Source organism: Halobacteriovorax sp. JY17, assembly GCF_002753895.1.
Lineage (GTDB): Bacteria > Bdellovibrionota > Bacteriovoracia > Bacteriovoracales > Bacteriovoracaceae > Halobacteriovorax.
Genome location: NZ_NJER01000002.1, coordinates 839,973 through 861,144 on the forward strand (window position 1 = coordinate 839,973; position 21,172 = coordinate 861,144).

The 21,172-nt window shown below is 35.5% G+C and carries 27 protein-coding genes; 20 read left to right on the forward strand and 7 right to left on the reverse strand.

Annotation, left to right across the window (positions count from 1 at the left end; all coding sequences use genetic code 11):
* Positions 1-194: 194 nt before the first annotated feature.
* The 3 genes from CES88_RS12270 to CES88_RS12280 all read right to left on the reverse strand — a co-directional run bounded on the left by CES88_RS12270 (position 195) and on the right by CES88_RS12280 (position 3,220).
* Positions 195-1,568, reverse strand: a complete 1,374-nt coding sequence (locus CES88_RS12270) for a DNA primase family protein (RefSeq protein WP_290734757.1) — start codon at positions 1,566-1,568, stop codon at positions 195-197.
* Between the two features lie 45 nt (positions 1,569-1,613).
* On the reverse strand, positions 1,614-1,913 hold the full coding sequence (locus CES88_RS12275; protein ID WP_290734760.1) for a hypothetical protein: 300 nt from the start codon (positions 1,911-1,913) through the stop codon (positions 1,614-1,616).
* Between the two features lie 107 nt (positions 1,914-2,020).
* Positions 2,021-3,220 (reverse strand): hypothetical protein, encoded by a 1,200-nt coding sequence (locus tag CES88_RS12280; protein ID WP_290734762.1) that lies wholly within the window; start codon positions 3,218-3,220, stop codon positions 2,021-2,023.
* Between the two features lie 231 nt (positions 3,221-3,451).
* Here CES88_RS12280 and CES88_RS12285 point away from each other — a divergent pair, with 231 nt between their 5' ends.
* The 13 genes from CES88_RS12285 (at position 3,452) to CES88_RS12345 (ending at position 9,943) form a co-directional block, all read left to right on the forward strand.
* A complete protein-coding gene (locus tag CES88_RS12285; RefSeq protein ID WP_290734764.1) occupies positions 3,452-4,696 on the forward strand; it encodes a hypothetical protein in 1,245 nt (414 codons plus the stop codon).
* Positions 4,697-4,975: 279 nt separating this feature from the next.
* Positions 4,976-5,191, forward strand: coding sequence for a hypothetical protein (locus CES88_RS12290; RefSeq protein ID WP_290734766.1), 216 nt, complete (start codon positions 4,976-4,978; stop codon positions 5,189-5,191).
* Between the two features lie 75 nt (positions 5,192-5,266).
* Positions 5,267-5,557, forward strand: coding sequence for a hypothetical protein (locus CES88_RS12295; RefSeq protein WP_290734768.1), 291 nt, complete (start codon positions 5,267-5,269; stop codon positions 5,555-5,557).
* A gap of 45 nt (positions 5,558-5,602) precedes the next feature.
* Positions 5,603-6,016, forward strand: coding sequence for a hypothetical protein (locus tag CES88_RS12300; RefSeq protein WP_290734770.1), 414 nt, complete (start codon positions 5,603-5,605; stop codon positions 6,014-6,016).
* Between the two features lie 8 nt (positions 6,017-6,024).
* Positions 6,025-6,324, forward strand: a complete 300-nt coding sequence (locus CES88_RS12305) for a DUF2958 domain-containing protein (protein WP_290734772.1) — start codon at positions 6,025-6,027, stop codon at positions 6,322-6,324.
* A 49-nt stretch (positions 6,325-6,373) separates the two neighbouring features.
* The gene (locus CES88_RS12310) at positions 6,374-6,976 is read left to right on the forward strand and encodes a recombinase family protein (protein ID WP_290734774.1); all 603 of its coding nucleotides are present in this window, start codon (positions 6,374-6,376) and stop codon (positions 6,974-6,976) included.
* Positions 6,977-7,048: 72 nt separating this feature from the next.
* Complete coding sequence (locus CES88_RS12315) at positions 7,049-7,411, forward strand: hypothetical protein (protein ID WP_290734776.1); 363 nt, start codon at positions 7,049-7,051, stop codon at positions 7,409-7,411.
* 47 nt (positions 7,412-7,458) lie between these two features.
* Complete coding sequence (locus CES88_RS12320; protein ID WP_290734778.1) at positions 7,459-7,740, forward strand: helix-turn-helix transcriptional regulator; 282 nt, start codon at positions 7,459-7,461, stop codon at positions 7,738-7,740.
* Between the two features lie 8 nt (positions 7,741-7,748).
* Complete coding sequence (locus CES88_RS12325) at positions 7,749-8,231, forward strand: hypothetical protein (RefSeq protein WP_290734780.1); 483 nt, start codon at positions 7,749-7,751, stop codon at positions 8,229-8,231.
* Positions 8,232-8,433: 202 nt separating this feature from the next.
* Positions 8,434-9,039 carry a hypothetical protein gene (locus CES88_RS12330; RefSeq protein WP_290734782.1) on the forward strand — a complete coding sequence of 202 codons (606 nt, stop codon included), beginning with the start codon at positions 8,434-8,436 and terminating at the stop codon, positions 9,037-9,039.
* A gap of 11 nt (positions 9,040-9,050) precedes the next feature.
* Positions 9,051-9,191, forward strand: a complete 141-nt coding sequence (locus tag CES88_RS12335; RefSeq protein WP_290734783.1) for a hypothetical protein — start codon at positions 9,051-9,053, stop codon at positions 9,189-9,191.
* 16 nt (positions 9,192-9,207) lie between these two features.
* Complete coding sequence (locus tag CES88_RS12340; protein WP_290734786.1) at positions 9,208-9,597, forward strand: hypothetical protein; 390 nt, start codon at positions 9,208-9,210, stop codon at positions 9,595-9,597.
* A gap of 43 nt (positions 9,598-9,640) precedes the next feature.
* Entirely contained in the window at positions 9,641-9,943 is a 303-nt protein-coding gene (locus CES88_RS12345) for a hypothetical protein (RefSeq protein ID WP_290734788.1), read from the forward strand.
* Positions 9,944-10,181: 238 nt separating this feature from the next.
* Here CES88_RS12345 and CES88_RS12350 read toward each other — a convergent pair whose 3' ends face one another.
* Positions 10,182-11,504 carry an MvaI/BcnI family restriction endonuclease gene (locus CES88_RS12350; RefSeq protein WP_290734790.1) on the reverse strand — a complete coding sequence of 441 codons (1,323 nt, stop codon included), beginning with the start codon at positions 11,502-11,504 and terminating at the stop codon, positions 10,182-10,184.
* Positions 11,505-11,624: 120 nt separating this feature from the next.
* On the opposite strand from CES88_RS12350, the gene dcm reads away from it, so the two are divergent.
* Positions 11,625-12,806, forward strand: coding sequence for a DNA (cytosine-5-)-methyltransferase (gene dcm / locus CES88_RS12355; RefSeq protein ID WP_290734792.1), 1,182 nt, complete (start codon positions 11,625-11,627; stop codon positions 12,804-12,806).
* Here the strand turns inward: dcm and CES88_RS12360 are convergent.
* Positions 12,790-13,416 (reverse strand): MAE_28990/MAE_18760 family HEPN-like nuclease, encoded by a 627-nt coding sequence (locus tag CES88_RS12360; RefSeq protein WP_290734794.1) that lies wholly within the window; start codon positions 13,414-13,416, stop codon positions 12,790-12,792. The two genes, dcm and CES88_RS12360, sit on opposite strands and share 17 nt — an antisense overlap.
* Positions 13,409-14,470: a DUF262 domain-containing protein gene (locus tag CES88_RS12365; protein WP_290734796.1), complete on the reverse strand. Its 1,062-nt coding sequence runs from the start codon at positions 14,468-14,470 to the stop codon at positions 13,409-13,411. Before CES88_RS12365 ends, CES88_RS12360 begins: the two co-directional genes overlap by 8 nt.
* 667 nt (positions 14,471-15,137) lie before the next feature.
* On the opposite strand from CES88_RS12365, the gene CES88_RS12370 reads away from it, so the two are divergent.
* The 4 genes from CES88_RS12370 to CES88_RS12385 all read left to right on the forward strand — a co-directional run bounded on the left by CES88_RS12370 (position 15,138) and on the right by CES88_RS12385 (position 18,672).
* Positions 15,138-16,196: a PIN domain-containing protein gene (locus CES88_RS12370; RefSeq protein ID WP_290734798.1), complete on the forward strand. Its 1,059-nt coding sequence runs from the start codon at positions 15,138-15,140 to the stop codon at positions 16,194-16,196.
* Between the two features lie 401 nt (positions 16,197-16,597).
* Entirely contained in the window at positions 16,598-16,747 is a 150-nt protein-coding gene (locus tag CES88_RS12375; protein ID WP_290734800.1) for a hypothetical protein, read from the forward strand.
* A gap of 4 nt (positions 16,748-16,751) precedes the next feature.
* A complete protein-coding gene (locus CES88_RS12380) occupies positions 16,752-17,768 on the forward strand; it encodes a hypothetical protein (protein WP_290734802.1) in 1,017 nt (338 codons plus the stop codon).
* A gap of 313 nt (positions 17,769-18,081) precedes the next feature.
* Positions 18,082-18,672, forward strand: a complete 591-nt coding sequence (locus tag CES88_RS12385) for a hypothetical protein (RefSeq protein ID WP_290734804.1) — start codon at positions 18,082-18,084, stop codon at positions 18,670-18,672.
* Here CES88_RS12385 and CES88_RS12390 read toward each other — a convergent pair whose 3' ends face one another.
* Positions 18,673-18,915 carry a hypothetical protein gene (locus CES88_RS12390; protein ID WP_290734806.1) on the reverse strand — a complete coding sequence of 81 codons (243 nt, stop codon included), beginning with the start codon at positions 18,913-18,915 and terminating at the stop codon, positions 18,673-18,675.
* 847 nt (positions 18,916-19,762) lie between these two features.
* On the opposite strand from CES88_RS12390, the gene CES88_RS12395 reads away from it, so the two are divergent.
* On the forward strand, positions 19,763-20,113 hold the full coding sequence (locus tag CES88_RS12395; RefSeq protein ID WP_290734808.1) for a winged helix-turn-helix domain-containing protein: 351 nt from the start codon (positions 19,763-19,765) through the stop codon (positions 20,111-20,113).
* Positions 20,106-20,648 (forward strand): hypothetical protein, encoded by a 543-nt coding sequence (locus CES88_RS12400; protein WP_290734810.1) that lies wholly within the window; start codon positions 20,106-20,108, stop codon positions 20,646-20,648. Before CES88_RS12395 ends, CES88_RS12400 begins: the two co-directional genes overlap by 8 nt.
* Positions 20,649-21,172: the final 524 nt, after the last annotated feature.

Genomic DNA, 21,172 nt, shown 5'->3' on the forward strand with positions numbered 1-21,172 from the left:
CATTACGAAGAACTTCGAAGAATAGGATCGTGTTGATTGAGGCTTCTTGTATATCATCTGAGGATATGTCATCTCCCAAGCAGGTATACTGTGAATGTGGATCCGGTTCTTGTTCTTTCATAAGAAGCTAGCACAGGTGCACGGGCAATTGTGGACAGAAAATATCTGTTCTAATTAACTGTGCACCTGTGCACTTAAATAAATTCATCTTGTTTTTTCAGTCTAATGTTAATCCATTTTCTGGAACGCTTTCCTCCTCCTAAGGAGGCGAACCCTCCTTGTTTTGCCAAAGGGAAGACATTTCGAATAGCCTTTCCCAGCGCGCTTGTGTCCTTCACTATGTACCCGTGGTCGACACAAAATGTTGAATATTTGTCATGTATATGCTTCGCTAGGGAGGAGCTACCTTCATCTTGGACTATGAACTCTTCAAGGAATGCGATAACAGGATTTTGCAACGTTCTAATTTCTCTGAGTACATCTTCGCAACCCTTCGCTTTAAGTAGTCCATTGGTTTCTAGATCGTAAAGCCCTTCAAGTGCCCAGTTAAAAATACCTGGAAGCTCACCAGATTTATTCCAAAACTCATCTGTCATTAACTCTGGACGGACTTCTTCCTCTGGAACTTGGTGCTTGAATGGAAAGAGTCTAATTCGTCTGTAAAATCCATCTGAAGTATCTCTAATTCCAGGGAAGGTGTTCAGTGCAGCGAAGATTCTCGCGGTAGGGTAAACAATAACTGGGTCTTGGAACTTAATATCGGCTTGAAAAGGCTCTCCAGAGATGTACGACTTGATCGATGTTTCGGGAAGTTTACTTGAGTCACTAACTTCACCAATAATATTTGCAAGTTTTCCAATGGTTCTGTAAAGGCTGAATCTTCTTCCAAAGTCTTCTAGAGGGAGTGTGGAAATATTATCTTCACCAAGAAGCAGTCTTATAATAAAGAGAATTAATGACTTTCCGTTCCTACCTTTTCCTAAAAAGAAAACCATTGATTCATGCTTGTTACTATACCTTAAGGCATTGCCGATTAGTTGCTGAAGTGACCTCTGAACATCTTTATCTGGTAGAGATTCATCTAGGATTTTTTGCCATGTTGGAGCAATTGCATCTTTTATGTATGGATATTCAAAACAGGTCGTACAGAAGTAGCTAGGTGTATGTTTGTGGATTTTGACTTCTTTAGTTTTAAGGAAATGATTGATATTAAGCAAGCCATTTTCTAGAGAGATAAATGATTCTTTTCTGTCGTTCTCAAGAAAAAACGGAGGTTTTCTTTCGTCATTCAGAGTTGTCTTGGCTTTTATTGCTGTTGTAATATTCTCAACCTTGGAATTTAGAAGGTAGTGTACGCAACCAATACTATTAAGGAAGACAAGAACACTGAGCTTAAATTTACTTAAATTCTCAAACTTTCTGTATTTGTTACTGTGCCTGTAATACATCGACCCATTGTAGAAAATTAAGTGTCCAGCATGTATTTCAATGTACTCGTCTGCCAGTTTGTGTGCAGGATATTCTTCGTCTTTGACAATTTTTACTTTTACTAGTTCTCTTGTTGTCATTATGGGTAACTCCTGTGAAGAGAGTGGGACTATGCCCACTCTAGGTTAATGTAGAAGAATCAACCTTGAAGGTTTTCCGTTGTAAAAACGAACGTGAAACATTGCTTTAGTATTAAGAACATTTTGGGCAGGACCATTTAATAACTTGAGGTTCTCCTCCGTAGGTTCCTTATCAAAGCCAGCTGTAATTAGTAACTCCTTGCCGTAGTTTGAATAATCAGTAATTTCAGCTTCAAATGTTTGTGTAGATAGGTCTTCACATTTAACCGAAATGTTTACGACACTTTTTATTGCTCCTTTGTAACTATAGGCATAATAGCTACAAGATGAGATTTGACCCTTCATGAAAAACTCCTTGCTGAGGGTTGTTAATAAAAAGGTTCTAGTCGGAAAGGATCCCGTATACAACGAGCAATATTTGATGATCGATTACGGAGCAGTCGCAGTAGCGACTACTTAGGACTGAAGTTTTCTTTTAAGTAGTTGTTAACCTGTACAATGTTAATTTTTGGGAGACTTACAATTTTTTTAAATAACTGGAGTGTTTTTTTGTCGACTACCTTGTTGATGTCTACTTTATTTTGAAGACTGCCTTTTTCATTTATTATAAGTGGTATGTCTGGCAAGAAAACATAAATGATCAATTCATAGGATGAGATTAACTCCTTAAAATTTCTTTTTAGGAGTATATAATCTTCGGATTTAAGAACATCAGTAATGTCTTTGTATTTTGAAATATTATAAATGAGATTAAACAGATGAGTGTCGTAACGCTTTATGGAGCATTTATTCCTAGCAATTGTCCGCTTGTAGAGCGAATTAATTCTGTACTCATAATCATGTTTCTTGATTTTAGAGTGTGAATTTAATGATTGATTAATCATTGCAACAATATTCTTTTTTGATAAAGCGTAACATTTTTGACCGTCCCTTTTTAAGGATTCTATTCTTTTTGAACTTTCTGAGGCTGTCAGTGTTTTGCAGTATGATCTCGTTATTAAATCCTCGATATCAAAATAACGAATTCTCTGAGATTCAAAAGAAAGGATGTTGTCTAAATAGTCTTTCCCGAAGGCATTTTGATTTTTTAAGCGCTCTAGATGTAGCTTAATATAATCACCGGAAAGATTTTGAATTTTGGGAGTTATACTTAAATCTAATGATTCGATTATACATTGAAACAGTCTGAAGCTGTATCTGGGAATTGATGAATCGTTCAATATAGAAGAAAGAACATTCTCGATATCAGTTAAGTTCATTTTCTTGAGGTAAGCCTTGATCGTAGTATATTTGTCATCACTAGAGAGCGTCGAAATGAAAGATAAAAAATGTGGGTTAATGTACCTCGCTTTACTTTTTGGATCTGCAACGAGTAGTTTTAAATCATCAACTTCATCATTACTGGCAAGGCTTCTGTAAGGATTAAGCTTCTTTCCAAAGCTAGAAGCACTATGTTTCGCGTTTGTTGTGTACCATTTTTCAAATAAAATATCGGGCTCATACTCTATTCCATGTTCTGCCTGTTCACTGGAGTGATTTGAATTTTTATAAAAGTAATCCTTGAACTCGTTTATCAGTTCTGAATTTGTTTTCTTTGATAGTTCATAGTCAACTTCAGTGTAGATTCTTTTGCATATGTCTTCTTGATCCATAATATACTTTAATTAGAAACTGAGTTTATATCTAGCATTATTCTTACGTAGGACTAAATTTCTGCTTTTAAAAACAAAAATATAGCAGAACCACTCGTTCTAAAGAATTTTTCTTTGAGAAGAACAGCCCCTAGGGTCTTTATATAGACACCTCCTAGATAGAGAGATCAGGCAATAATGTCTGATTGTAGCTTGTTTCGAGCCCGTGGGGGTCGAATTCTAGGAGAAATTATGAAAGATCTAAAACTTGTAAGTTTAGAAGACGTTTATGAAACATTAATGGATGAAATTCTTTGTGAGATCTTTGAATGTGAAGAGCATTATGATGAGATTAATGAAGATTTTATTTATGAATTAAGTTCAGAGAAGGAGATTCAAAAGAGAATTGAAAGGGAAGCTATTTCTTTAAATGAAGGAAGTGCTGAGATTGATGATCTTATAACTCTTGAGAAGCAGGCAAAGGACTACTTTAAGAACCCTACTGTTGTTTACGTACCTAAGGAAGAGCCTGTTAGAGATTATATTACTATCTATATTCAATTTAGTGCAGGAATGAACTTTGATTCTAATGGTAACGCTGTACCTATATGGAAATCATTTGGTCAAAAGCTAGTTGTTGATACTGAGAAGCTGTACGCGCCTGAGAACCTGTTATCTCATGTCGAATCATTAGGCATTGAAGTCACGGACCTCGTTAGACTTGTATGTTATGGGCCAAGCTTAGAAAAGCTTGTCGGCTCAAAGCTTTACAAAAAGGGAGAGAGGAAAGAATTAGTTGAGTTAGATGAGTCATATCCTAATATCATGTTGTCGATCCCGGATGAGGGAGAGGTGAATTACTCAGATGATTCCATATTCTCAAGAGTAGAGTCTATTGTGAATGAAAGTATCAAGTATGGGATGGATGTATCCGTGGATAAGGCTGCACTTTTGCACTGGCAACTGACGCACACTAGGCTTGATGAGATCAAGCTTGAGCAAGCGGAAGAGAAGGAGAGTCTTAGAATTCAAAGATTACAAAGAAAGTCTGTCGAAAGGAGAAATGATTTCGATGATAACTTTAGGGAAGCAAGGGAGGTTATCAAGGGACTTAACTCAGGAGAACTGTCGATTAAGTCTATTTTGAACTCTGATCTTAAGCTGCTTAATCAAGTGATGTATCTAACGCAGAAGAAGGGGGAGAGAATTAATAGGCCGGCAGTTTACTTCCAGCTAAGGTCATTGATCTCCAATAAAAAGCTCATTAAAATGGAGGGGAGTAGTGATGATCAGAAATCACTAGAGTTGATTAAGTTAATTAATTCTGGAGGTGCAGTAGAAGTTCATCTTCTTTCATATGAAGAGCTTGATTCTGTCTTTAAAGTCCTGTGGGGGAACGTGGGGGTTCGCATCTTAGGAAAGTATAAGGAAACATATTTCTTGTTAAAGGAACGATTTGCATTTTTAAAAAGCATTCAAGGGAAGGATGCTGCCTAATCGCTCCGCATGCTTCGCCCTTTCTGCGAAGTGCAGATTAAAAAGGCTGCGCTAACGCTTGCCTTCAATAATGCTAACGCATTTCAACTCGCTATGCTCGATTTTGAGCATAGCTCAATCTTGCCATAGGCAAATAATTAAAAAGTATTAAGAAATATTATTTCTAGCTGACGCTTGAAAAACAAATTAACTAACAGCAAGAAAAAAAGCTGGAGGGTAACTGTAAATTGCTTATGTTGGCAAAGCTCAAGGAGGGCAGTTTATGGAGATAGAAGTTAAATGTTAGATGATAACGATTTCAGTGGGTACTATGAGGATCTTACATTAGAGAAAGCGCTACACAAAGTAGCACCTCTCTTCGTAGGTAGCCTTATTCGAAAGCATCCGAGCTTAATGTTAGCGATAGTCCTTGCAGATGTCGCAGTTGAATTAAGAAATAATCATAAATCAAAAAGAAAATTTGGTGAATTGATTCTTCTTAAGGATTTCCAGTAGCTAATTAAAATTTCCAGCTTTCCCATGGGAGAAATGTTCTCCCGTGGGTTTTTATTACTTAACAAGGAGAAAAAAATGGTTGAACAAGCAATTGATCAAAGAAGTAAGGGCGAAAGCTCAAATGAATCACTGGTTGAGGGAGGTATTCTTTCTATAGGGGGAACGACATTTTCCACTCTTGGTAAAGTGGCCCTTGCGGTAGGGATGACAGGGTTACTGATGTATTTATTTGTAACAGCTGAGATCTTTATTGGGATAGGAGCACTGTATACAGGAATAAGTGTTGTCGCAGCAGGCTTAGTCAGTATGGCGATGGGAAACCGTTTGTCTAATGGGTTTTGGTTCGAAGGTTTAATGTCAGCATAAAAGATAAAGGGAGACCATTGAGTCTCCCTTCTTATTGGAGGATATATGATCAAGTTATTAAAAGATTCAAAATCTAATAAAGTTAAAGGGGTTTTAGTAAATGGAAAAAAGTTTTCCGTTAGCAAGGACCTAGCACATGCTCTATCTATTGAAGAGGGGCAGGTTATTAAGGAAGGAAAAAGAGTAAGTAATGAAGTTGAAGAGCTAAAAGAAGAGTTAGAAGTTAAAAATTATTATGGTGACTCGCCAACAATGCTCGTTGATATAACATTCGACAAGCTAAATCGGGTGATGAGTAGAAGATCTAGAGTTGAATTTAAGAAAGAAATACCTGAAGAAGCTAAAGAGTCATTTTTATTCTTGCTGGAAGACTTCTTGCTTGCACTAAATAGAGCATCATACAAAAGACATTTAGATTATGAAAAGTCATGCCAGAAAATCCTTAAAGAATCTGCATAGGAGAAGTTATGAAGTTAATACCAAAAAGTATAAATGTTCCAAGTCTCGGAGATACGGAAAGTATTGATGATCCAGATGTTCTCATCAAATTCTTTCATCCATGTTCTTCTTGGACATGGTACGTGACTGAGTATTCAGAAGAAGACAATCTTTGTTTTGGACTTATAGACGGTCATGAAATTGAACTTGGTTACTTTTCAATGGATGAGCTATCAAGCTTAAAGGTAAGAGGATTACCTATAGAGAGAGATCTTTATTGGAAACCAATGAAGCTTTCTGAACTTAAGGAAAGATTAAAGAACAGATAAGTGTCCCCCCGCGAAGCGGGGCGCCTCCTTGAGGAGGTTGGGAGGTGATATGAGAAAGGTAGCAATTTATTGTCGTACATCTACTAATATGCAACAAAACGGGCTCGAAGCTCAAAAGAGAGCACTTGTTAATTATTGTAAATCTAAATCTATTACAAACTTCATAATCTATGAAGACTCTGGGATATCTGGAACTAAGAAAGATAGACCGGCATTAAATGAAATGATGAACGAAGTTGATAAAGGAAATATACAAGTTGTTATTGTATATAGTTTCTCTCGTTTTGCGAGATCAACTAAACATCTATTAGAAGCTCTTGATCTTTTCAGGGGAAAGAAAACGGAGTTTATAAGCTTAAGTGAGAATATCGACACTACGACACATGTCGGAGCTTTGATTTTCAGTATCCTTGCTGCCTTAAGCGAGTTTGAACGCGAGCTTATAGTGGATCGTGTGAAAACTGGAATCTTAAATGCCAGAGCAAATGGAAAACAAATAGGTAGACCAAAAACTCGTAACGACGAGTTGATTATAAGTTTAAGAAGCAAAGGTTATACCTATAAGCAGATTCGGGAATTGTTAGGAGTGGGGCATGGATCAATAACTGCTGCAATAAGAGAAGCAGACAGAATATCTAAGAAGAAGAAATAACAGTCTGTTTATTATCGGTGTCCCGCAGACAGAAAAGATTTGTTTTCTGTCGAAAAAATCGGAGGAATGTATATGGAAAATTTAGATAAGTTAACTTATGTATCAGTCATAATCCTTGGGATAGGTGGAATATTCCTTGGTGGAACAGTGTTGAATGGTGTCTTTGTAGGTGCAATGAGCACACTTGGTATAGGGATGCTTCTATTTAAATTAAGAAAGAATCACTCAAGAACATTCAATTTAATAATTGAGCATAATATAATTTCAGATATAGTTTTGTCTTCTTTACTTGTCTTTATTATGGGCACTTCTACTGTTACATCTATTATCTCAGGTGCAAGCGCAGCTCTTTTTTGTAGTGCAGGACTTAGTTATTTATCAAGATATCTTAAGGGTGTTCATAATATGGAATCATACGTTCCAAATATGGAATAGTCGCTGTTTGTAAATATTTTGATCCGATAATACAGATAGAGGCGACTATGGAATTTAAAGACAGACTCGCTCTTCTTATAGAGGAGCGAGATATAAATTTATCACAATTATCTAAAGCTACAGGTATTGCTAAGACAAGCCTTCATAACTATCTCGTAGGAACCGAGCCTAGTATGTCTAAACTTGAAAAGTTAGGTGAGTTCTTTTGTTGTTCTATTGATTATCTTGTTACTGGGAAAGCTATTACGAACTCGATGGATGAATTTATCAAAAATGAAGTGTTCAAAGGTGTGTTTGAAGTGACAGTTAAAAAGGTTAAAAAAAAATAGGAGTAAATATGAGCAATATTATGAAGAATGGGATTGGACGCAAAGGATTTTTAGTTGGATCTTTGTGTACATGGGGTGGAGGAGTAATTCTATCATTTACTTATTTTTCATTTTTTTGGATGAAGCCAAATTATAGACTTTTACGATCAGTAATTGGACCAAGAAACTTAACGGATAAAATGGCACTTGAATGGGCCTTTGGTGCTGGTTTATACATAAAGAATGAGGAAATATACTCAGTTGCAGTATCTTTACTCTATACACTCTCTGTGATTCTTATAGCTTCTTTTTCTGTCTATCAATTTCTTTGCTATTTAAGATTGAAGAATATGAGCCCTACATCAACTGTAAATAAGAAATCATTCTTTGGGGAGTTAGCTTTTCGTATTTTTACTCTCTACATAAGTCGAAACGTTTTTATAATTTATATGTCTCTATCCTTTTTATTCTTAGTTTTTGTAGACAAGAAGGAAGAAACTAAAGAAAACTGAAATGAAGTTTTTACTTGAAATGTACATGTTTTTCTAGAGAGGGCTAGGTGAGAAAATGCATATTTCTTTATATATAGAGTAAGGAAATTCTTTATTCTCTAATGAATTCATAGAGTTGCAAATAGGTCACTATATTGTAGTGATTATGTAAACAAGCTAATAAAAAAATGAAGATTTATATAAAAAAACAAGGGAGGATAAAATGTTTAAAATACCGTTGATTATATTATTGGTAGGAGTTTTGGTTTCATGCTCGTCTAGACAATCTGTTAACACCGACTTGGACGAGCTTGCAATTGAAAGAGGAGCCCGAGAAGACAAGGTTGTGGGGGAAGACTTTCCTGATTGGATACATGACTCAGGATCTGATGGTGAGTTTATTTATACTGTCGGTACTGCTGAGTACCCACTTACTAAGCCTGGAAGTTATGTCGTAGAGGCTGCTAGTTTAGATGGTAGAGGGAAAGTGTTACAAGATGCTCCCTCCGACTATAAGGCAATCATTCAAAGTGCCATCGGAGAGTCTTTAGGAGCTCATGGCGACTTTAATCAAATGAAGATATTTGTAACCGAAGTTAAAGGAGTTCAAGGAATTAAAGTTGATAGTAAGAAAATTGCTTGCAGAAAGATTAAAAGATACAGCACTGCCGGAACGAAGTTAAATAGACTCTGCTATGTATATACATATGTGCCGATTGCAAAGCTAAATGAAGCTTATGCTCGTGCATTAAAAGATAAGTATGGGGTTGATAAGGCTAATAAATTTAAAGAAATACTACAGAGCCAGTTAAGTAAACTGAGCCAATAAGGAGTTTTTAGATGAATATAGCTCGAGTTTTAATAGTAATATGCAAGGTATTGTATAAACTACCTGGCTGGATTGATGCTTATCAAAATAGAAATTCTTGTAAGACCATCAACGCAATAGAAAAAGAAAAAGAAAAAGATAGAGCTGCTTAAGTTAGGGGGAGTATCAATGAAAAAAATGTTATTTTTTCCCATTGCTATACTACTAAGTTCTTGTGCTGCTCAACTTTTAAATAATCCTGAAAACAAAAACAGTCCTTTGAGACTAACTCATGCTGAATATGTTAAAGATGGAAGAATATATAAGGGTACTAAAGATTCATGCCTTAATGATAAAAGAGCAGTTAACTTTAAAGAGATAGGATCTTCTTTAGCATTAACTTATTACTTTGCTTATTACAATGATGAAATCCTTGAGATAGATTATGTTATTGAAAGGGTTGATTCAGAAGAAGGATATCGAAAAGATTTCGTTAGCGCTAAGAGATATAGAGTAAAGCATCACTTGAAGAGTTGTTTATTAGATAATAACTATATTGTTTCAGTAATTCCAATATAGGAATTACTGTCTTCTTGGAGCAACGTTCTAGATAGGAGAAGTCGTGTCGGTCAGTTTAAGTCAGGATGAAATCACTGCACTCAATGATTGTTTACTATTACCTGCTGATAGAAAGCTCTTGAACGGAATCTCTGAGGATTTAAATATTTCAATTGTAGGCATGTCAGATATTGAAGCACATTTCTTATTGAGAAAGAATGCTCTCTCCTTAAAGAGAGAAGTTGATAGATTTGTTGAGAATAGTGTAGAGCCTCTTTTTTTTACAGAAATAAAGGAGCTTTCAAAGGATGAATTGATCGAGCTAAGGATGAATATAACTTTAATTCTTTTTGAATTAACATACTAACTCTGAATAAAAATAACCTCTTGTCGTAGCGCGCGTCTTATTTGCATGATAAACTATCAAAGCTAAAACACCTAAAGAGGGAAGCCTTAAAGCTTTCCCTCCAAGATCGCTTTTTCAAGTTCACCAAAAAATGCTAATAATCTTGTTTCCGTTAATGGTAATATTTTAATTAAGAATTTCAATAGACTTGTATAAGGATAAAAATCTCTTAATAGATTTTTATCCTACAACAGTTCTATTACTCATAAGCATTATGAGCAGAATATATCTTATAAAGCTTTGGGAGATCTTTCTCTTTTATTCTAAACTGACTTCTTGCTTTTGTTTTCCATGCCCCATCTTCCTTTTTGAGGTTTGAGCCAGGGTCAAGATACGTTACTCCTTCTAGAAGGTTGTTTAAAAAGCCTTTAAACGTTGACTCTATACCTAGATCGATATTTGGTGAGTATTTATAAAAATAAGCACCATCGATCTCTTTTCTTTCACTTTTAACATAGCATGTTCTGGCATGCTTTCTTTGCCAGTGACCTAGAAGTTTAGTGAATGTCCATTTTGCAACGACCTCGTTCTCTCTTGTTGATAGGCCAATGTAGCCATCTTCCGAAGTAAAGTTACCATCATCATATCCATGAACAACAAGCTTTAGGCTTGTTAGGTGATGATGATCCTTATCGGTAATTTTATGTACGCCACCAAAGTTCAGTCGCTCTTTCTGACCATTCTTTGGTGGATATCCAAATCTTCTTATAAATTCAGCAACACCTAATTCATTGTAAAGGCCTGCATCAGGTTCTGGTGTAAACAGAGAGACAGCTCTTCCTGAATGTTGCTTAAGCTCCCATCCCTTGTAGTCTGGAGCAGCGTCACTGTTGGGAATAACACCGAGCTTAGCTTCAAGAGTATACCCTCCTCCATTTCTAGCTTTATACTCAATCTCTTCACCTTTTTTATTGAGCCTACATGACTTTATCCAGCCTTGCTCACAGATAAATTTAATAGCGTCTTTGATTTCTTGTATTGATTGTTTTATCGAGATCTTGATACCGTTGTCACTTAAAAGGCTTGATATACTAGCCTCGTAGAATATTTCCTTCTCGTTGCTTTCAAAGTGCTTATTCAAAAATGAATTAAAGTCTTCATCTATAAAATTAACGTATCCAAATGACTCACCCTTCTGATTAAAGCTTAAGATGAGAAAGCGATTATCGTGTCTATCTGCAATGACCTCCCTAGGAGCTCCTTTACATCCCAATAGAAAGCCTGAGAGACGAGACTCTGGGTATTGAGGGTATAGTATAAATTTTGCGTTAGGGGCGTTGTGAACGCCTGAGTCTGTGATCCAGCTAAAATTAAGGTAGTTCACGAATATATAGTCAGACGCTTTCTTTTTTTTGGAAGTTTGCTCAGATAGCTCTGTCCTGGTGAATGGAAGATACTTCATTCCTTTTTCACCACCAGTATTTATTTGCGCCTGAGAGCTGTCGTTATAACTTAGTTTTTTTATGAGGATATTTTGACAACCTAGGTCAGATAATTCTTTTACAACATCTTTTACTTTCAAAGCTAGTCTCCTTAGGTTGCTTGTCGGTTGTTAGTAATATTTGTTGATAAGCGTTATCTTTTTTGTTGTTGCCAGGTATCTTTTTTGTAGATTATTATTATTTTAATACCTGGAGGGTAAATGAATACAATTGAAGAGATCTTAGAATTTAGAAACTTGTATGGATTAACGCATGAAGATGTTGCTGAGCGATTAGATATAAAGAAGTACCAGATCAAGAAGATTGAAGCTGGAGAAATAGAAATTCCTGAATGGTACTCACTCGCAATGTCTGGAATGGCGAGTGAGATGAGTGCTATGAGGAAGAAGCACGTTGATTCTGCTGAGGGGAAGTTTACATTCATTGATCTCTTTGCAGGTATCGGTGGAATTAGGCACGCTTTTGATAAGGCTGGTGGAACTTGTTTATTTTCTTCTGAGTGGGATAAGTATCCTGCAAAGATGTATGAGGATAACTATGGGGAAAAGCCTGCTGGAGATATAACTAAAATTAAAGCTGAAGATATTCCTGCACACGATGTTCTTGTTGGGGGGTTTCCATGTCAGCCGTTTTCAATTGCTGGTGTTTCCAAGAAAGAATCAATGGGGAAGAAGCATGGATTTGAGGATGAAACGCAGGGGACACTATTTTTTGATGTCGCAAGAATCATTAAATACCATAAGCCAAAAATGTTCCTATTAGAAAATGTAAAAAACCTCAAATCTCATGATAAGGGAAATACGTTCAGAGTTATTATAAAAACGTTAAAAGAGTTAGGTTATGATGTTCAAGAGAAGATCATTGATGGAGGACTTCTTGTTCCACAACACAGAGAGAGAATTTATATTGTAGGAACTCTGGATCATTCAGAACCTTTTGTATTTCCAGAGATAAAATCGAAAAACTTAGTTCTAGACGATATTCTTGAGAAGGAAGGAACTGTAGATGAAAGATATACTCTTTCAGATAAGCTTTGGGCAGGTCTTCAAAGACACGCGAACAAGCATAAAGCTAAAGGTAATGGCTTTGGTTTTGGGCTTAAGAAGAGAGATGAAAGAGCTAGAACTCTTTCGGCCCGCTACTACAAAGATGGTTCAGAAATTCTAATTGATCAAGGTCCTAATAAGAACCCGAGGAGACTCACTCCTTTTGAGTGTGGAAGACTTATGGGGTTTCCGAAGAAGTTCAAGATAACGCTATCGGATACCAGGGCTTATAAATGCTTTGGGAACTCTGTTGTTGTGCCAGTAGTTGAAAGATTGGCTAAACAAATAGCCAAGCATCAAATAATCACTAGAGGGTTCGTTAAGGATTTACAATAGGAAGCTTCATGTATTTCTCGTTTGTAATAAATACTTCTATTTCATTGGTGAGGTAGTCAATAGCGGTTTGAACTGCGGTGATATATTTATTGAGATTTTCTTGGTTTAGTACGAACGAGTTTTCACCATGTGCAATACTATTTCTAATTTTTACAAGCCTTGTGATATCAGGAGCAATAGCTTCAAGTTTACTTTCATCAAAGTCAAAGATAGAGCAAAGCTCTCTAAGGACTTTGATGCTTAAGTTTGATTTTGTGTTTACTTTCGAGGGGACAGATACTGTATTGAATATCTTCTCTTTGAAAGCATCTGTGAACTGGAGCCTTTGCATAAAGGCTTGCTTACCGCTGAGAGGTTTGTATGCATCTCCTAGGCTGTAGACTAATATCTTTGTATTAACTGCTTCTGAACAGAGGTTGAGGCTGTTAAGGTGTTTAAGCATGACTTCTAGTGAATTCTTAGCAAAACCTTCCCAGTGAGCATAAATCATTGGAGTACACATTCTGCACCAGAGTGTTTCATCTACGCCTTTTTGATTTGCCTTAAATTTAGCAAACTCTTTTTCACGCCACTCATTTCCAATTTGTATTTCTTCAATAACCCTATGCATTTTCTTTGAAAATCTCTAGAGCTCTATTCATTCGACTTTTTAGTCTTGTGTTTGAATAAGTGTTTGCTCCAATATCTGCATATTCTTTGTCGGTTAACAAGCGATCTATTGCGTTGTAGATATTGTCTTGATTTTTATTTATATCTTTAAATGATTTAGGTAAGGCGTACGCTATTGAGTCAAAAATATAGAGAGCAAACTTTGAATTTGGTCTAAATGCATTTTTTCCAAACTTGGCGTTTAAAAGTTTCATCAACAGAAGGAAATCTTCCTTTTCTGTCTTTAAGTCAAATGGAACATCTCCCTTTGATACATTTCTCATATATTCTGTTAAGAAGTGGGGGATATTACTCGGGAAATCTTCTCCGCAGCCTTTGAATGCATAGTACCTAAGAGCAAGCTCTTCAAGAAACATTTGTTCCGTCTTACTTTCGGAGGCTCCAATTATTTCTATGAAGTTCTGGTCCTTGGCGATTTCTCTGAGAATTTGATTCAGGTCAACCTTGTATGCTCTAAATATACAGTTTCTAATCTCTTGCTCTGAAAGTGGACTAGCGCCAGTATTTAATCTGTTAAATAGCTCATACCTGACATCCTCTTGACTGTCCCACCTTACTATTTCAATCCTGCATACAGATCTCTTTATTGTTGTCTTGAGTTTTAGGGGGAGGGTTTCAATCGTTGTCCCCTTGAGTTCTTTTACCATCTCTCCTTCAGTGAGAGTTGAATTATTTTTATCTTTATTATGCTTTAAGATACCGAAGAATGAAAAAATGGTGGAAATTCTTTGAAGCCCGTCTACTAATTCCCATTTTCCATTTTCATCTTCTGCTACAAATATTGGAGGGATAGGAATTCCTAGAAGTACTGATTCGATAAATCGCGTTTGTTGAAAATCGGACCATCTGAATACTCGTTGATATTCAGGTGTGATAAATAGGTCAGCATCTTCGTAAACATTCATTAACTCGCCAAAAGACATATCTAAGCGATCTGTCTTTAACGTATTTCTTTTTTTCGATATCTTTTCTTCTATAATTTTATTATTAGACATAGTGTTCCTCGTTTAAGATTTTATTATATTTTTTATTTCTATATATGCAACAAGGAATATTTATCTATCATCAACTTGTCTGAAGTAGTTTTAATAAATTTGTGGCAACTCTCTCTATTTTATAATTAATTAGAAGTGATAGTTCTTGTTATAGTTACTATTGTTAAGGTTTAGGTTTATCTGTGTAATTAGTATGAATTAATTATTAAGTCCGGTTTTTCGACTATTTCTATGAACTGAAGTGATAAAACATGAAAACACATGAAGCAAAGTGAAATAAGACAAAAGCGTATAAGCCCATTAATATAGCCAACTAGAAGTTATTACTTGAATAGATTGTAGAGCTAGATACCCTCGGGTAGTTCTGGGAGGTGAATCAATCAGCGCTTTTACCAAAAAAGAAGTTAGGGCTGACTCTTATATGTCCATTAGGGTGGAGTGATATTATAAGCAAAGCCGGTTAATTCATTCAACATCAAGAAAACTTACTTAAACAATAAAGCAAGAGATCCGACAAAGGGTATTATAGAAAGGATTCATGAATGAAGAGTATAGAAGTATTATATTCACAGAAAATTGAATGCGGAATAGAAAGCCAAGTTAAGGTTGAATCTAGCAAAGATGGAATCTGTTTGGGATTGCTATCTCTTGCCGCTGAATAAAAATAGTGAGTAAGGTGGTTATGGAGCATTCAGATAAAACTTATTACGTATTTATAGACAATCAGGCTTTTAAGACAATTAAGTATGATCTTAGCCATTCGGTAATAGAAACTATTGTTGATGGGGTAGAAGAAGGGAATATAAAGATTCTTGTAAATTCTATCCTAGAGGGCGAGTTTGTAAAACATTGTTCAAATCAGTTAAATAGTGAAAGGCAAGCTCTTGATAGCTTAAGATGTTCAGTGCAGTACATGGGAAGCGAACTAGAGAGTATTGTCGAAAAAATTGGTTTACTTTCTGGTGAAGGTATTTGGAAATGTTTTATTGATTTGGTCAGTGCAACTTCAATAGATAAAAACGTAGAATGGAAAGTCGTATTCGATAAGTACTTTAAAGGGGAAGCACCATTTAGCAGTAAGAAGAAAGATGAGTTTCCTGATGCATTCACTATTGAAATGTTATCAATTTACGTTGAAAAAGGTCTATTTGTCATCTCTGGGGATAATGATTTTTTTAGTTGGTCAGAGAGTAAAGATCAGGTAACAGCCTTTAGGTGCCTAAAAGACTTTACAGATTTTTATGTTAAAGAGCAGAAAAAATATGCAAGCATAATAAATACTTTAGTAGGTAGTATTGGGATTGTTGAGCCAATTATTAACGGTAAAATAGAGGATCAATTTAGTGATGGTTACCATTACGAGTTAACAAGTTATCATTCTGAAATAGATGGAGCGAATGTCGAAAAACTTGGACACTTTGGCTATGATATTTTAAGGGTTTCTCTGGATGAGAGTGAGATTGAGGTTGAATTTACATACAGAGGTGAAGTTGAATTAGAAATAACGTCAGATGTTGTTGTTCGCGATTCGATTGATAAAGATTATATGAGTTTAGGATCTAATAAGAATACTGCTATGATACAAGCTGACTTTAAAGGAAAGGCTGTTATTTCATTAGATGAGGATGATGGAAAGGTAGAGCTTCTTGAGGTTTATGACGAAGAGGTTATTGCTAGAGACTTTGACGTTCCTCATGAATGGGAGTCATTTGTAGTTTATGACTAGAGATATATTATGAGAAACTTTCCTCAAAATCCTATTTGCCAAAAAGGTCCATCGGAGTCTGTTCCAAAAAGGTTGCGCTCTCATTTAAGCTTTATTGTTGAAGAGGTAACATGCTTAAATTGAACTCCTCACTGGATAAGTCTTTAGTGGAAACGAGAATATATTACATTCACTGAATTATTTGGAAAACCTATAAGTAAAGAGTCTGAGGATTTATTAAATTCCGACAGAAAGACTTGAGAGTAATGAAGAATAAAAGAGGTGGATATGTCGAATAAAAATAAAATATGATTGAAAAAAAGTTTTCTAAATTTATTTATACTTTCAAAGTAGATTAAATCTATAATTGTGAAGCAACTTTTGTATTTTCTTTCACTGGAAAACTAATAGCGTCTTTAGAGATGAAGAAAAGAATACAGAAGTTCAAAGGTGTGGAAGATTATAAGCTTGTAAAGGTCTCAAACGATATTGAAAACCTTGTAAACTCAAAATCACATATTTTTAAGAAAGAGAAATTCCGTTACTTCGTGGGCTTAAATAAAACAGGTTAATCAAATGAAAAAGTTTAAAAGTAGTTCGATATTGGCAGATTTACGTCCTGAGGTTGAAGTAAAGTTTGATCATCCGAGGACCAGTATCGGAGCGACTCTTTGTTTTGAATTACACGACATCTTAGGAGAGGTTGAAGACGTTAATAGTTACCATTATGAAGTAAACGTTAATAGCGTTGAATATAAAGTAAAGATAAGTAATGAACTCATTAGATGTTATAGTAATGAGAAAGATAACTTAGAGCTGATTACCAATTCAGATGAGTTTAATACGGTTGATAGCTTTGGTGGTCATAGAATGAAAACATTTATCGAATGGGAAACTAGGCTAGATTATCATTGCAAAACGGATCTTGCCCGTAATATTCTTCCTAATAAAGCGCATATATTCTTAAAAATTGTTAACAAGCTTGTTGATAGCTACAGAAAGACTATATCAGACATGGCATATATTTTATGGCCACATTATACAGAGATGAGTTTTGGCTGTATGTATGTACAATATTCGATCGACGGTGTGGGAGAAAAATTCCTGTTAAATGGAGCTGCTTTGCCACCTGTTAAGGCACCTTACTTTCCTAAAGGTGTTCAAAAAGAAATGTCCCTAAAATTTCGTGATTTATTATCTTCTAATATTTCGATAAAAGTTTCTGAGTACAACTTTCTTAAGGGACAGGGATTTGGTGGTAGGGTCGGTGCATACGAGCAAGCAATAATAATGCAGGTTTTTGCTGTTGAGCAAGAATTGTCTTTGTTAGTCGAAAGGAACATAATCTATCCAAAAAGAAAAGATAAAAAGAGAATATTTGGAGCATATGTAAAACTATTACAAGATAAAAAAGTGAAGGTTCTATCTCAGGCAGACATTAAATTGATTCAGGAGCTTTTCGATCTTCGTGATGGAATAGTCCATAACGATGAAAGAGATTTAGCGAATGTAGATTTTCCACTTTCAAGGGATAGTTATAATAAATACTCTGTTGTGTTAAAAAAGCTATATAAACATTTAGTTACATTATAACTTAATTTTAATCTAGTAATAGCTGAATTTCACGACAAATAACTTTCGTTTCAAAAGATATCTAGTTCTGATATTGGAAAGATATTAAGACAATTCAGTTATATACGCGACTTAATGGAGTGGATATTTCAAGTATAACAAATTGGCTTGATTTCATTAGTTGACCAGAATGGTCGGGCGGGCCAATACTTACTTACGGCCGATGAATAGGGCCTTTCAGAGTCTACGTGTTGTGTTAAATTAGTATCAAACACATATAGTAGGTTATTGTTAACCTTACCATGACGGGCTATTTTTATTTACAGGAGTTTTTATGTCAGCTGTTCTAGCATTTGAAATATCAACAAAATATCAAGATAGAATATCGAATTATTTATATAAAATTGATAGAGATTCAGAATGGATTTCTGATAATAATGGTCATTGTACAAATAGAGAAGGACCGCACATTAATAGGTGGACTATATCTCATAACTATATAAATGAATTTTATGAAGTCGTGTGTGCTTTCTTTACATACTCACCAAGTGGTAAGTATGAGCAATTGTATTATGAGGTTGTCAGAGAGGAATCAGGTGAGATTGGTCTTACAATGAAGTATGGTGAACTAAATGAAGAGACGATAGAGATTATAATTGGCGAAATGAGACAAGTTCAATCAAGGTTTAGAACCCACGCTAGAGACAGACAGAATTATCTAAAAATGACAAAAGAAGAGAAAGCTGAGAAGGGTGGCCCTAATAGAAACAATATGTGCGGTTTATATTTATGGAGAGGTGAAATAAATAGTTCGCATAAACATTGGAAAAACTATCAGCGAGCAATAGACCTTAATTTTTCATCTACACTTATGGTGACAATGATGAAGGAGTGGAAAATTCACCTTCAGGATATAAACTTTTAACTACATTGAGATAGTAAGACTATCCCAAGTGTCTTTTTCTTTTTGGCCAATAGGCTTGAATGATTTCCATGTAAACTCTTCGCCACATCCATGGTCTTCACTCTTAAGTCCTCTATAGCCTTTAAGAGCGAATGGTACATCCGTTACGATCTCCTTTCCACAGCATAGACAAGAACCAGTCTTAACTCTAAGGTTGTACTTTGAAGTCCAATTTAAATAATCTTGTTCTAATGGAAATAGCATATTAGTTCCTCGTAAATCTGTATCGGTATTTTAACGCAAATATTGACGCGGGCCACTATGTAGTGCAGCAAAATTAGTGGTTATTTACTAAAATAATTAAAAAGGGCCATAATATTATATAGTTGAGTCGTTACAAATTTCACCACCTTAACTTTACCCAGGTTCTCCTTGCGTAATTAACTCTTTAAAAAATTATCCTGAAGATAAGTATGTAGATGAATGCCTCTTGAAATGCGGGGAACTCGTCTGGAATTGCAGGACCACTAAATAAGGGTGTATCTCTTTGTCATGGTACATATGGTAATGGCTATTATTTCTACAGTTATACAAACGTACAGGTGATGAGAAATGGCTAGCAAGAGCATTTGCCTTGCTCTCGATTATTCAGAGAAATGGAAGACCTACTTTATTTACTGGAGAGATGAGCCCTGCTCTCTATCTTGTTGATTGCTTAGAAGAGCGAGTTGACTTTCCATTTTTAGATAGTTTAGAGAGATCCAGTTCCGATATAAGTCAACTGAGGTCCACCATTGACCAGACAATGAGAGCTCCTATGAGGGGCTTTTTTTGTGGCTAAATTTCAGATAGATAGCCTTTAGGGTAAGACCTACAAAAGATTTAGACATTGTTCTTATAATGAAACCATCAGACGGATTTTTAAATACTCTTAAGAATTATGTAAAAGAGCGGGCTGGAAGCCTTGTAGGCCAGAGATTAATAAGCTCTGTTTACTTGGTAAGCAGTACTTTATATAAGTTGTTGAATATACATGCAAAGTGAGGCTTTTATTTGCTCAAATGACTTAAATTTTAGGTCAATTGACCGATGCGTGTTAAGCTGGTTTTATATGATTGATAAACTATTCGGCTCGAAAAATGCCGGCCACATTCTTCTTTATTTGTACCACTATGGTGAGGCTCATCCTCGTGGAATAGCTAAGGGGCTCGGAATTTCTCTGTCGTCAGTTCAAAATCAACTTGGGAGATTTGAGGATACAGGAGTTGTTGTTTCAAAGTTGATTGGCAATGTTCGCATCTATTTTTTTAATGGGAAATTCCCTATTACTAAACACCTATTAGAAATACTTAAGATAATTCATTCGTCTATGAGCAATGAAGACAAGGAAGAACTCTTTAGAGAAAGGTTACGGCCAAGAAGACCTGGCAAACCTGTTATTGGAAGAGGTCAAGATGATTGACTTTAAAACTTGTAATGAGGAAGAGCTTTGGAAGTATGTTGCTGTTGAATTGAAGAAAAAAGGTATTGATACGATACTTGTTGGTGGCGCAGTTGTTGCTATTTATACAGATGGGCTATATCAATCAGGCGATCTTGATTTTGTGTTAGGGAGCATGTTCACCAAGGGACTTGAAGAGGCCATGAACTCTTTAGGCTTTGTTAAGAAATCGAGACACTATATTCACCCTGAATGTTCACATCTTTTTGTAGAGTTCCCAGGTTCTATTCCTCTAGGTATTGGTGAAGATACTTCAATAGAGCCAGAAGAAATTGAAGAGGGTGGAGTTATTATAAAAATCTACTCCCCTACGGATTGTGTAAAAGATCGCCTAGCTACATATATTCACTTCAAAGATAGAGATGGTTTAGATCAAGCAATAATGGTGACAGATAAGTGTGATATTAACTTCGAGTCAGTAAAAAATTGGTGTGAGAACGAAGGTCGTCCTGATATTTTTGAAGAGTTAATTGAATTGATTAAAAAGAAAAAATAAATTAATAATAGTTATTGCTTTAAGTAACACTGATTAGTTTAAGAAAAGATCACCGTGGCTATTTTGGCTACACTTTGGCCACTGACCTGAATGAAAACATTAGGTTATAGTTCTAGCGACACCTCCACCAACGACAGTGGCGAACAGCTGGACGAACTTTGTTACTGTAAATGATTAATAAGACATGAAAAACAAAAGTTCGTTTAGAAATTCACCACTATGATCATCAAGGATAAGTCGAACTTTTTAATCATAAATTTTTTAAGAATCCATTTTTCTATAAGTAGGACAACACTTTGATGATTAGTTATTTTTACAATCGTCTACAAGACCCGGTGGGTAAACTTCCTATGAAACTTGCGAGAGAGTATGAAGAGCAAATCAAGGCAAATCAACTGTAAGTTAGGCTTCTGCCACGTATAAATTCTTATAGCCTTTCTACGATTAGTATTCATGGAGGTTATCATGAATATTGAAGTCGTTGAACTAATCGCAAAAGCAAATAAGATTCTCGCAGTTACTGG